The organism is Alishewanella sp. WH16-1 (genome assembly GCF_001441695.1).
Taxonomy (GTDB): Bacteria; Pseudomonadota; Gammaproteobacteria; order Enterobacterales; family Alteromonadaceae; genus Alishewanella; species Alishewanella agri.
This window is the reverse complement of sequence record NZ_LCWL01000064.1, coordinates 1-11,550: the sequence shown is the minus strand read 5'-3', so window position 1 is coordinate 11,550 and position 11,550 is coordinate 1. Positions and strand designations below refer to the sequence as shown.

Here is an 11,550-nt window from a genome sequence, read left to right as displayed (position 1 = left end):
AAATCGTGGGGATCTATCAGCATCTGAGCTCGTACCGGTACCGGAGTGCTGTGGATAAGTGCTATGGATAGCAGCCATAAAAAAAGCCAGCACTAGGCTGGCTTCTTGCAATTCGGTATCGAATTAGCCGATAACAGTTACGTTAGCAGCTTGTGGGCCTTTTTGGCCTTGTTCGATTTCGAAAGCCACTTTTTGGCCTTCGTTCAGGGTTTTATAACCATCAGTTTGGATAGCACGGAAGTGAACGAAAGCGTCAGCGCCGCCGTTGTCTTGAGTGATAAAACCGAAACCTTTGTCAGCGTTGAACCACTTAACTACACCAGTTACTTTAGCCATGAGAGACTCCTAAAAATTTTGATAAATGTAATAACGCAAAATGCGCTTTTAGCCTGACTGTTACTTATGTGGCCAAACGTGCGTGAATCTTCAGGACATGACTTACAAGCGAAGCTGTGTAGCGAAGTTTTCAAAAACAAGTTGTTACATAGGTCTGTACTACAGGCCGGACATCACTATAACAGGTATTGCAGGAATGTATAGCTTTATCGGTGAATAATTTAGCGAAATAGCAAACTACAGCCATAATGCCGCTGTCAGTATAAGTTTGCAGCAAGTTTATAAGCGCTGCGCGGGGTAACGGACGCTGCCAGTCCCAAACTTCACTCATAAAAAAAGGCCGGAGAACCGGCCTTAGGTAACACAGGATTAACTTAGCCAGCAATAGCCGCGGCTGGCGCGACGAATGGCAGGTTCAGCGCCTGAGCAACACCCTCGTTGGTCACTTTACCACGATACACGTTCAAACCGGCCAGCAGGTGTTGGTCGTCCAACAGCGCTTGTTTGTAGCCTTTATTGGCTAAACGCAGAATAAATGGCAGCGTCGCGTTATTCAGGGCGAAAGTTGACGTGCGTGGTACCGCGCCTGGCATATTAGCAACACAGTAGTGGACGACGTCATCAACGATATAAGTTGGATCAGCGTGCGTGGTCGCCTTAGAGGTCTCAACACAGCCACCCTGATCGATAGCCACGTCAACAATAGCTGAACCTGGTTTCATGCGTTTGATATGCTCTTTGGTCACCAGCTTAGGTGCTGCCGCGCCTGGCACCAGCACGCCACCGATCACTAAGTCAGCTGCCAACACTTCCTGCTCCAGGGCGTCCGCAGTAGAGTATACCGCTTTAACGGCACCGTTAAACTGCGCATTAATGCGACGTAGCACGTCTACGCTACGATCCAGAACGGTCACATCGGCACCTAAACCTACCGCCATTTGCGCGGCGTTAGTACCGACCATACCGCCACCGATCACCACAACTTTTGCTGGCGCTACGCCTGGTACACCGCCTAACAACATACCGCGGCCACCACAAGATTTCTCCAGCGCGCGGGCACCGGCCTGAATGGACATCCGGCCGGCCACTTCTGACATCGGTGCTAACAGCGGTAAACCGCCTTTGCTGTCGGTTACCGTTTCATAAGCGATACAGACCGCGCCTGATTTGATCAGATCAGCAGTTTGCTCTGGATCCGGCGCTAAGTGCAGATAAGTAAACAGAATTTGACCGTCACGCAGCATGGCGCGCTCCACGGCTTGTGGCTCTTTTACCTTAACAATCATCTCGGCTTTGGCGAAGACTTCAGCTGCCGTGCTCAGCACAGTGGCACCGGCCGCCTGATAATCTTCATCGGTAAAACCGATGCCGATACCGGCATTGTGTTCAACAAAGACGCTGTGGCCGTGGCCAATGACTTCACGGACGCTGGCAGGCGTCATGCCGACACGGTATTCATGGTTTTTTATTTCTTTTGGTACACCGATGATCATAAGTTTCACCTTGGTTGGGTTTGGGTAAAATTTTTGCGCAGTATAGCGATAAAAAACCAGAATTAATGCTTGTTTTAAAACGCCAAAATAGTAGAAAATCCTGTTTACGCGCTCGTGTTGGAATTTTATGCTGCTATGTACTCTTTAAATAAGAGCGTCAAAAAGTTAGATCGGATTGACCGCAAAATTCTGGTGGAATTACAAAAGGATGGCCGCTTAGCCAATGTCGAGCTGGCCAGAAGGGTCGGGCTAAGTCCCACACCTTGTCTGGAGCGGGTACGCAAGCTGGAAGCGGAAGGTTTTATCCTCGGTTATAACGCCCAGGTTGATCCGCATAAAGTGGGGGCTGCCTTGTTAGTCTTTGTAGAAATTACCCTGAGTAAAACCTCACCGGAAGATTTCGATGAATTTAGTAAAGCGGTGCAGAAGTTAACCGAGATTCAGGAATGCCATCTGGTGTCGGGCAGTTTTGATTTCTTATTAAAAACCCGGGTTGCCAATATGGCGGCGTATCGGGAACTGTTGGGAGAAACCCTGCTGCGGCTGCCCAGTGTGCGCGAGAGCCGAACTTATGTGGTGATGGAAGAAGTTAAACAAAGCAGTTTTGTGGCGATACCCTGAGCAGCAGCACAAAGTGCCGGACGTCGCGTCTAAGCTGGCGTTCAGCTTTGGTTAGCTAGACTGGCCGCATTCATGCCAGAAAGATGCACTTTTCAGACGGCTCTGGTAACCTAAGCAAGTCAGTGAAGACAGACTCAGCACTCCGCACAGCGGTTCGTTCGCGCCTGATTGGCGCCAGTTAGTTTAAGGAGCGGAGCAAAAAATGAAATTAGAGGCCTTTCATTTGCAAAGCAAAGTATTTTTTTCGTTAAATGGTGTCCAGCGTTTGCTTGAAGTCGGGTTAATCCTATGCTCTGCGCTTGCCATTTTTATGTTACTGGCACTGATCTCTTTTGACCCTGCCGATCCGAGCTGGTCACAAACCGGCTATCAACAACAAGTTAATAACTATGCCGGCCGCACCGGGGCCTGGCTGGCTGATGTGCTGTTATTCAGCTTTGGTTGGATTGCCTATCTGTTGCCTTTTTTTGTGGCGCTTTGTGGCTATCTGCTATTTAAGCGCTTTAAAGATCTGATCAGCCTCGATTATCTGATTTTAGGCTTGCGTATTTTCGGGTTGATCCTGACGTTATGCGCTGCTACTGCAATCAGCAGTATGAATTTTAACGATATTTACTACTTCTCTTCCGGTGGTGTGCTGGGCGATATGCTGAGCAGCAGCCTGTTACCCTACTTTAATTTTATCGGCACCAGTTTGTTATTACTGTGCGCCTTTGCCACCGGCTTAACGCTGCTAACCGGCATCTCCTGGTTAACGGTTGCGGATCACTTAGGGGCCGGCTGTTTTTATCTGTTTAGTAAACTGGCGCAGCACTTTTCGGCCAAACCTTTACCAGAGCCGGTATTTACCGAAACAGACGCCGATGCCTTACCCGCGCCAAAAGCCCGCCGGGTTAAACGCGAGGTGACGGAGCAGGATACCAGCTGGGCGGATTCAGAACAGGAGCTGGAGCCACAAGTTAGCTGGCCACCTGTTGCTGAACCCGAGCTAAAACGCAAAGAGCCGTTACCGATCCGGCCGCTGGATGAGCGCACCGAAGGCAGGGCTTATTACAGCGTCGATACCCTGGCCGATGAACAGTTATCCTTCAGTGCTGTGGATGATCCGGTCGACGCAGCCCATATCAGCCGTACCTTCCGCGAGATTGAAACCGAGGAAGAATTGCACCCGCTACTGCGCTATCCGGAAGACGACAATGTGGCGCAGCCGGAAGAAGATGATAGCCAGGAAGTGACCCATTCGCTGGAAGAGTTACCCTCATTAGCCTTACTGGATCGTCCTGACAAAGCCACCAACCCCATCGATCCGGCTGATTTAGAACGGGTATCACGGTTGGTCGAGGCCAAGTTACTGGACTTTAACGTCGAAGCCAGGGTCGTTGGCGTACACCCTGGGCCGGTAGTCACCCGCTTTGAGCTGGATCTGGCCCCCGGTGTCAAAGTCAGTAAAATTACCGGCCTGGCTAAAGATCTCGCCCGCTCGTTATCGGCCATTAGTGTACGGGTGGTCGAGGTGATTCCGGGTAAAAGTTTTATCGGCTTAGAGCTGCCAAACCAGCACCGCGAAATTGTGCGTTTGTCAGAAGTGATTGGCGATGAGGTGTTTAACGAATCAAAATCAGCGCTGACCATGGTGCTCGGTAAAGATATCGCCGGTAAATCGGTGGTAGCCGATCTGGCAAAAATGCCACACTTACTGGTTGCCGGTACCACCGGCTCGGGTAAGTCGGTTGGCGTTAACGTGATGATTTGTAGCTTACTGTATAAATCCACGCCGGATGATGTGCGCTTTATTATGATCGACCCGAAGATGCTGGAGCTGTCGATTTATGAAGGCATCCCGCATCTGCTGACCGAAGTGGTGACCGATATGAAAGATGCGGCCAATGCGCTGCGCTGGTGTGTCGGTGAGATGGAACGGCGTTACAAGCTGATGTCAGCGATGGGCGTGCGTAACCTGAAGGGCTATAACGCCAAGATTAAAGAGGCGATTGTCGAAGGGCAGCCACTAAAAGATCCGCTGTGGAAACCCTCTGATGATATGCGCGACAGCGCGCCTTACCTGGAAAAACTACCGGCCATTGTCGTAGTGATCGACGAATTTGCCGACATGATGATGATTGTCGGTAAGAAAGTCGAAGAGCTGATTGCCCGCATCGCCCAAAAAGCCCGGGCAGCAGGTATTCACTTAATCCTTGCCACGCAGCGGCCGTCAGTGGATGTCATCACCGGTTTAATTAAGGCCAATATTCCGACCCGGATCGCCTTTCAGGTATCGTCGAAAATTGACTCGCGCACTATTCTTGATCAACAGGGTGCCGAGAGCCTGCTTGGCCAGGGTGATATGTTATATCTGCCGCCGGGCTCCGGTGTGCCGACCCGGGTGCACGGCGCCTTTGTTGATGACCACGAAGTGCATGCGGTGGTTGCCGACTGGAAAAAACGCGGCAAACCGCAGTACTTACCCGAAATCTTAAGTGGCGAAACCACCGAAGAGAACTTATTGCCCGGTGAAGTTATCGAAGGCGAAGAGGGTGAAGCCGATCCGCTGTACGATCAGGCAGTGGCTTTTGTCATTGAATCACGCCGGGCCTCGGTTTCTGGTGTGCAACGGAAATTCCGGATCGGCTATAATCGCGCTGCCCGTCTGGTAGAGCAGATGGAGCATAGCGGGTTAGTCAGCCCACCGGGCCACAATGGTAACCGCGAAGTTTTGGTTCCTAACAGAGGTAATTAATGCGTAAATTGGCAACAGCTCTGGTTTATTCAGCAGTAGTATTAACAGCGGCGCTAAGTGCGCCCCTGACTGCACAAACTGTGGAAGTGGTACCACGGCCAGATTTTGCGCCTCATATGCAAGCGCTGCGGCAACAACGTCTGAGCGCTGAGGATGCCAGTGCTGAACTGATGCAACAGCTGGCCCGCATTAGCAGCTATACCGCGAATTATCAGCAGAAAGTTTATGATATTCAGCAGCAAGTGCTGCAGGAAGGTAAAGGGCAGTTGGCCTTAAAACAAGGCGCGCGCTTTCGTTTCGAAAGTACAGAGCCGGAGCCGTCTTTATTAGTCAGTGATGGTAAAACGCTGTGGGTTTACAATGAGCTGCTGGAGCAGGTCAGTATTTACGATGCACAAAGCGAAGTCGGGCAAACCCCTTTTGCTTTGCTGACCTCAACCGATGAAGCGTTATGGCAGCAGTATCAGGTCACCAAGCAGGAACAGAGCTTTTTTATCCACCCGTTAAACAGCGATAATCCGGTACAACAATTACTGTTAACCTTTAGCCAGGACAAGCTAATTGAAATGCAGGTGATTGATATTAACCAGCAACAAAGCGTATTTTTGTTTAGCGATATTAAACTGAATCCGCAGATTGCCGAGCGGCAGTTTAGCTTTAAGGTCACGTCTAACCTGGACGTCGATGATCAACGGCAGCGTTAATGGCCAGTTTATCGCTGGATTTTGGTGCCGACTTCCGGCCATTAGCCGCCCGCCTCAGACCGGCGCAACTTAAAGACTATGTGGGCCAGCAGCACCTGCTGGCCGACGGCTCGCCATTGCAGCAGGCGATTTTAGCCGGCCGGGTGCATTCGTTAATCCTGTGGGGACCACCGGGTACCGGTAAAACCACATTGGCCGAGCTGATTGCTGGCCATGCCAAAGCCCAAATGCAGCGGTTGTCGGCGGTCACGGCCGGCATTAAAGAAATCCGTGACAGTATTCAGCAAGCCAAACTGCACCAGCAGCAGTATCAGCAACGCACCTTACTGTTTGTCGATGAAGTGCATCGTTTTAATAAAGCGCAGCAGGATGCCTTTTTACCGCATATCGAAGATGGCACCATTATCTTTATTGGCGCCACCACCGAAAACCCGGCTTTTGCCCTTAACAACGCTATTTTATCCCGCGCCCGGGTCTGTGTGCTGAAGCCACTGACCGAAGCAGACTTACAACAGGTGCTGGCGCGTGCGCTGTCTGACGCTGAACTTGGCTTAGGCGCACAACAATTAACGCTAGAGCCGGCAGCTGAGCAGCTATTACTGCGCTTAGCTAATGGCGATGCCCGGCGCTTACTGAATTTACTGGAACAACTGGCAGAGCTCTCACCGGCACAGTCTGAACTGACGGTGGCGCAGGTGCAGCAAATTGTGCCGCAGCAGCTGCCGGGCTTTGACCGCGATGGCGATCTGTTTTACGACCTGATTTCTGCCTTACATAAATCGGTACGCGGCTCAGATCCGGATGCCGCCTTGTACTGGTTTGCCCGTATTCTGGCCGGTGGCGGCGATCCGCTTTATGTGGCGCGGCGCTTACTGGCGATTGCCAGTGAAGATATTGGCAATGCCGATCCGCGCGCTTTAACGCTGGCACTCAATGCCTGGGATACCTTTAGCCGGGTTGGCCCGGCGGAGGGGGAGCGCGCTATTGCCCAGGCGCTGGTGTATTTAGCGCTGGCACCAAAAAGTAATGCCGTCTATCTGGCGTTTAACCAGGCGAAAGCGCTGGTCGCGGAACGTCCGGATTATCCGGTGCCACTGCATCTGCGTAATGCGCCCACCGCATTGCAGCAACAGCTTGGGCATGGCGCCGGTTATCGCTATGCCCATGATGAGCCGGGGGCCTATGCCGCCGGTGAGCGCTATTTACCGCCTGAGCTATGGCAACAGCAGCTGTATCAGCCGAGCGAGCGCGGCATGGAAAAGCAATTGGCGGAAAAGTTGCGTTATCTGCGCCAACTGGATGCACAAAGCCCATTACAGCGCAGTAACGAACCGAAAGCCTGAGCTGGCTTAGCCAGGTTCGGCGAGTCTTAACCGAGTGAGCCGGGCGCGCTGGCGGCGGTGACTGATAAAAGCCCGCAAGGACACAGAAAATCTGCGTTAGGCATTTCAATTTTAGTGGCAGCTTAGTAATATTCAGCCCTGTTATGATCACCCGCCAGCAAGCAGCTGGCCTAATTTAGCGAACTGAAGCGAATTCTATGTTAGATCCGAAATTTTTACGCGCAGAACTGGCGCAAACTGCCGAGCGACTGGCGACCCGTGGTATGACGCTGGACGTCGCGGCTATCAGTGCACTGGAAGAGCAACGCCGGGTACTGCAGGTTGAAACCCAGGAGCTGCAGAATCAGCGTAACACTAAATCCAAAGCCATTGGTCAGGCAAAAGGCCGCGGTGAAGATATCGCGCCTTTGTTGGCCGAAGTCGATGGTTTAGGCGCTCAGCTGGATGCCGCCAAGATCCGCCTCGATGCGGTACTGGCCGAGTTGGATAAAATTGCACTGAGCATTCCTAATTTACCGGATCTGTCAGTACCGGTCGGTAAAGACGAAACCGAAAATCTGGAAGTGCGTCGCGTCGGCGAGCCACGCCAGTTTGATTTCCCGGTTAAAGACCATGTTGCGCTTGGCGAAGCCTATGCCGAAGGGCTGGATTTTGAAAGTGCGGTAAAACTATCCGGTTCACGCTTTGTGGTGATGAAGGGCCAGATGGCGCGGCTGCACCGGGCGTTAACCCAGTTTATGCTGGATGTCCATACCCAGCAGCATGGCTATACCGAAGTTTATGTGCCTTATCTGGTTAACCATGCCAGCTTATACGGTACCGGCCAGCTGCCAAAATTCAGTGCCGATTTATTCCATACCCAGCCGGCGACTGAAGAGGGGCAAGGTATGGCGTTGATCCCAACAGCAGAAGTGCCGGTAACCAACCTGGCGCGTGACAGTATTTTTGAAGCCAGTGAGTTGCCGTTTAAATATACCGCCCATACGCCGTGTTTTCGCAGTGAAGCCGGCTCTTATGGCCGTGACACCCGGGGTCTGATCCGCCAGCATCAGTTTGATAAAGTGGAGCTGGTGCAGTTGGTGAATCCGGCACTGTCAATGCAGGCACTGGAAGAGCTGACCGGCCATGCTGAGAAAATTCTGCAGTTATTAGGCCTGCCATACCGGGTAATGCTGCTCTGTACCGGCGATATGGGCTTTGGCTCGTGCAAGACGTACGATCTGGAAGTCTGGTTACCGGGGCAAAATGCCTACCGTGAAATCTCTTCTTGCTCCAATATGGGCGATTTCCAGGCGCGCCGGATGCAAGCGCGGTTCCGGCCGGAAGAGGGCAAAAAGCCAGAGTTGCTGCATACGCTAAATGGCTCTGGTCTGGCAGTGGGCCGTACCCTGGTCGCGATTCTGGAGAACTATCAGCAAGCCGATGGTTCAGTGGCCATTCCAGAGGTATTACAGCCTTATATGGGCGGTCAAACTAAGTTAGCTTAAGCTATATGTCTTTGCTCTTTGCGGTTTAGACCGCAAAGAGCAAACTGCAGTTACATCTTTATTTAAAACACGTTTTACTGCTCAACACTCAACACTCAACACTCAACACTCAACACTCAACACTCAACACTCAACACTCAACACTCAACACTCAACACTCAACACTCAACACTCAACACTCAACACTCAACACTCAACACTCAACACTCAACACTCAACACTCAACACTCAACACTCAACACTCAACACTCAACACTCAACACTCAACACTCAACACTCAACACTCAACACTCAACACTCAACACTCAACACTCAACACTCAACACTCAACACTCAACACTCAACACTCAACACTCAACACTCAACACTCAACACTCAACACTCAACACTCAACACTCAACACTCAACACTCAACACTCAACACTCAACACTCAACACTCAACACTCAACACTCAACACTCAACACTTAACACTTAACACTTAACACTCAACACTCAAAGACACTTCGCCGGTTTTGGTAATCCCGCCAGCCGTGTGGCCTGTTTTGCCGGGCCTTCCGGAAATAATAAAAACAAATATTTGCTGTTGCCCTTTTCCGGCCCCAGTTTTTCTGCCATCGCTTTAACCAGCAGCCGAATTGCCGGTGAGGTATTAAACTGCTGATAAAACTCGCGTACAAAATAAATCACTTCCCAGTGCGCGTCGCTCAGTGTTAGCTGCTCTAATTGGGCAAAGGCCTCCGCCACGGCAGGCGTCCAGTCTGTCAGCTGCTGCAAATAGCCATGTTTATCCAGTGGTAGCGACTTACCGGCTACTTCTAAAAACGCCTGTGTCATCGAGTTAATTCCATAATAAATTCTGGTTGGCGCTAGCGCTTAATTCTACCCAGCGGGCATCGTCAATCAGCTCAACTTTGGTCTGTGGTACGATATTACGCCACTGCACATCAGAGGCCAGCGCCAGCACCGGAACCGGTAGTGTCAAACCGGGTTGTAAACACAGGTACACTGCATCCTGGCGCAGCAGGATAGAGTCACCCGGTGCACAGATAGCGCTTAACGCTGTCGTATCCAGCAAGGGCTTGGTTAACGTAATCAGTTTCATCGTCGCCTTCCTCGTTGGTTCGCTGACTAACAGCGGATCAGCTGATCAGCCTGCTGCATAGCGGCTTGGATTGTTGCACTATCAGCCCGCACAAAACCATCTGGTAACGACAGCTGCGCCAGCCCACGTGCGGCTAACGACTGCTGACAGACCAGGCAGGGGCCAATATCGTATAGCGAAAATAGGCCAAAGCTTTTTTGAAAGGCTTTTAGCGGAGCAGTTGTTTGTTCGAAATCTGGCGCTAACAGTTGATAAACGGCATCATCCTGAAACAGGACCGATACCTGATGTTCGACCGCAGCCAGTGCCAATGCCAGATCCAGCGCCTCACGCGCTTTGGCCTGGTTAAAAGGCGAGGCAGTTTGGATTAACAGAATCGCTTGCATCAGAACTGTACCACCTTAGTGCCGGTTAACCGCATTGCAAACTCTGCCAAACCCGCGGCAATAAAAGGGGGGGTAGCGTTGGCACTTTTGTCGGCTTTCGCATCAGCATTTATGTCGGAAAAGACGCCACGCTTTTCGGCAGCGGTAACACAATATAATAACGGGATCTGTTGTTGTTGACAGAAGCTGGCTAATTGCGCCGCCAGATCCGGCTCATCGGCCGGTAAATCAATACCCGGCTGCACGGCTAAAACGGCATCTTCATACAAAAATATTTGTTCCAGCAGATAACCCTGCGCCAGTGCCGCGCGGGCAAACTGCAGCGCACTGGCAAAACTCTGGCCGGCAAAGGGGCTTTGTTGCAACAACAAGCTAAAGCGGGTGGTCATCTTAGATTCCCTGCAGTTGGAAAGGGCCAATAAAAAAGCCCCGCACAGGCGGGGCATTTTAGCGAACTCAACCGTTGCCGGCTAGGTTTAACGGGGCCGATTACTCATCGCCGCCGAAAATACCTAATAACTGCAGCAGGTGTACGAACAGGTTAAAGATGTTCAGATAAAGGGCAACAGTGGCACGGATATAGTTGGTTTCACCGCCGTGAATAATGCGGCTGGTATCGAACAGGATCAGACCCGACATCACCAGCACCGCTACTGCGCTGATGGTCAGGCTTAACGCCGGAATGCTCAGGAAGATATTGGCAATAGCCGCCACCACGATAACCAGTAAACCGATCATCAGGAAGCCACCCATAAAGGAGAAATCTTTACGGCTGGTCAGGGCATAGGCTGATAAACCAAAGAAAATCAGCGCGGTACCGGCCAGAGCTTGCATAATCAGCGCCGGGCCATTGGGTAAACCGGCGTATGCCAGCAACATTGGGCCTAAAGAGGCACCCATTAAACCGGCAAAACCAAATACCCAGAAGATACCACTGGCGGTATCGGCCTTTTTGTTAACCACAAACAGCATGATAAAACCGGCAATCATACACACGATAGCACCCAGTGGCGGCATATTCATTGCCATTGCCAGGCCGGCTGCCATAGCGCTGAACGCCAGGGTTAAACCAAGCAGAAAATAAGTATTGCGCAGGACCTTGTTGATTTCGACGCCCTGACTGAGGGTGCCGATATTACTGGTTTCTCTGTATGACATAGTGCTGTCTCCTCTGGACCAAGTTTGATTTGTATGACCGCATCATACTGTTAAAGTTCCGTTATCACCAGCCTTACCCGCTTGAAAATACAGCAACTAAAAAATTTTTTTATGGTTTTGCTTTCTTTTCCGTAATGAACTGATTAATATACGGCTCGCTGGAGGGATGGCAGAGCGGTTT

General features: G+C 51.3%; 12 protein-coding genes. 5 read left to right on the top strand and 7 right to left on the bottom strand.

Annotated features, from left to right (window positions below):
- Positions 1-123: 123 nt before the first annotated feature.
- Both AAY72_RS06050 and ald read right to left on the bottom strand, forming a co-directional pair.
- The gene (locus AAY72_RS06050; RefSeq protein WP_008983296.1) at positions 124-336 is read right to left on the bottom strand and encodes a cold-shock protein; all 213 of its coding nucleotides are present in this window, start codon (positions 334-336) and stop codon (positions 124-126) included.
- Between the two features lie 374 nt (positions 337-710).
- Entirely contained in the window at positions 711-1,829 is a 1,119-nt protein-coding gene (ald, locus tag AAY72_RS06045) for an alanine dehydrogenase (protein WP_057786053.1), read from the bottom strand.
- Between the two features lie 135 nt (positions 1,830-1,964).
- Between ald and lrp the strand changes: the two genes are divergently transcribed.
- The 5 genes from lrp to serS all read left to right on the top strand — a co-directional run bounded on the left by lrp (position 1,965) and on the right by serS (position 8,721).
- Positions 1,965-2,450 (top strand): leucine-responsive transcriptional regulator Lrp, encoded by a 486-nt coding sequence (gene lrp / locus AAY72_RS06040; protein ID WP_008983298.1) that lies wholly within the window; start codon positions 1,965-1,967, stop codon positions 2,448-2,450.
- Between the two features lie 202 nt (positions 2,451-2,652).
- Positions 2,653-5,187, top strand: a complete 2,535-nt coding sequence (locus tag AAY72_RS06035) for a DNA translocase FtsK (RefSeq protein ID WP_057786051.1) — start codon at positions 2,653-2,655, stop codon at positions 5,185-5,187.
- Entirely contained in the window at positions 5,187-5,891 is a 705-nt protein-coding gene (gene lolA / locus AAY72_RS06030) for an outer membrane lipoprotein chaperone LolA (RefSeq protein ID WP_008983300.1), read from the top strand. The genes AAY72_RS06035 and lolA overlap by 1 nt, the downstream gene beginning before the upstream one ends.
- Entirely contained in the window at positions 5,891-7,234 is a 1,344-nt protein-coding gene (locus AAY72_RS06025; RefSeq protein ID WP_008983301.1) for a replication-associated recombination protein A, read from the top strand. Before lolA ends, AAY72_RS06025 begins: the two co-directional genes overlap by 1 nt.
- Before the next feature lie 197 nt (positions 7,235-7,431).
- Positions 7,432-8,721 carry a serine--tRNA ligase gene (gene serS / locus AAY72_RS06020; RefSeq protein WP_008983302.1) on the top strand — a complete coding sequence of 430 codons (1,290 nt, stop codon included), beginning with the start codon at positions 7,432-7,434 and terminating at the stop codon, positions 8,719-8,721.
- 494 nt (positions 8,722-9,215) lie between these two features.
- On the opposite strand, the gene AAY72_RS06015 is transcribed toward serS, so the two are convergent.
- From AAY72_RS06015 to AAY72_RS05995, 5 genes are all read right to left on the bottom strand, one after another.
- Positions 9,216-9,557 carry a TusE/DsrC/DsvC family sulfur relay protein gene (locus AAY72_RS06015; protein WP_008983303.1) on the bottom strand — a complete coding sequence of 114 codons (342 nt, stop codon included), beginning with the start codon at positions 9,555-9,557 and terminating at the stop codon, positions 9,216-9,218.
- Positions 9,558-9,561: 4 nt separating this feature from the next.
- The gene (locus AAY72_RS06010) at positions 9,562-9,825 is read right to left on the bottom strand and encodes a DsrH/TusB family sulfur metabolism protein (protein WP_057786049.1); all 264 of its coding nucleotides are present in this window, start codon (positions 9,823-9,825) and stop codon (positions 9,562-9,564) included.
- 26 nt (positions 9,826-9,851) lie between these two features.
- Complete coding sequence (gene tusC / locus AAY72_RS06005; protein WP_057786047.1) at positions 9,852-10,211, bottom strand: sulfurtransferase complex subunit TusC; 360 nt, start codon at positions 10,209-10,211, stop codon at positions 9,852-9,854.
- Entirely contained in the window at positions 10,211-10,600 is a 390-nt protein-coding gene (gene tusD / locus AAY72_RS06000) for a sulfurtransferase complex subunit TusD (protein WP_057786045.1), read from the bottom strand. Before tusD ends, tusC begins: the two co-directional genes overlap by 1 nt.
- A gap of 100 nt (positions 10,601-10,700) precedes the next feature.
- Positions 10,701-11,369, bottom strand: a complete 669-nt coding sequence (locus tag AAY72_RS05995) for a Bax inhibitor-1/YccA family protein (RefSeq protein WP_057786043.1) — start codon at positions 11,367-11,369, stop codon at positions 10,701-10,703.
- Positions 11,370-11,550: the final 181 nt, after the last annotated feature.

What these genes read in the sequence shown, in the direction of transcription:
- AAY72_RS05995 (WP_057786043.1), bottom strand. Translation starts at nt 11,369, where the DNA reads ATGTCATACAGAGAAACCAGTAATATCGGCACCCTCAGTCAGGGCGTC.
- tusC (WP_057786047.1), bottom strand. Translation starts at nt 10,211, where the DNA reads ATGCAAGCGATTCTGTTAATCCAAACTGCCTCGCCTTTTAACCAGGCC.
- tusD (WP_057786045.1), bottom strand. Translation starts at nt 10,600, where the DNA reads ATGACCACCCGCTTTAGCTTGTTGTTGCAACAAAGCCCCTTTGCCGGC.
- lolA (WP_008983300.1), top strand. Translation starts at nt 5,187, where the DNA reads ATGCGTAAATTGGCAACAGCTCTGGTTTATTCAGCAGTAGTATTAACA.
- ald (WP_057786053.1), bottom strand. Translation starts at nt 1,829, where the DNA reads ATGATCATCGGTGTACCAAAAGAAATAAAAAACCATGAATACCGTGTC.
- AAY72_RS06035 (WP_057786051.1), top strand. Translation starts at nt 2,653, where the DNA reads ATGAAATTAGAGGCCTTTCATTTGCAAAGCAAAGTATTTTTTTCGTTA.
- AAY72_RS06015 (WP_008983303.1), bottom strand. Translation starts at nt 9,557, where the DNA reads ATGACACAGGCGTTTTTAGAAGTAGCCGGTAAGTCGCTACCACTGGAT.
- lrp (WP_008983298.1), top strand. Translation starts at nt 1,965, where the DNA reads ATGTACTCTTTAAATAAGAGCGTCAAAAAGTTAGATCGGATTGACCGC.
- AAY72_RS06010 (WP_057786049.1), bottom strand. Translation starts at nt 9,825, where the DNA reads ATGAAACTGATTACGTTAACCAAGCCCTTGCTGGATACGACAGCGTTA.
- AAY72_RS06025 (WP_008983301.1), top strand. Translation starts at nt 5,891, where the DNA reads ATGGCCAGTTTATCGCTGGATTTTGGTGCCGACTTCCGGCCATTAGCC.
- serS (WP_008983302.1), top strand. Translation starts at nt 7,432, where the DNA reads ATGTTAGATCCGAAATTTTTACGCGCAGAACTGGCGCAAACTGCCGAG.
- AAY72_RS06050 (WP_008983296.1), bottom strand. Translation starts at nt 336, where the DNA reads ATGGCTAAAGTAACTGGTGTAGTTAAGTGGTTCAACGCTGACAAAGGT.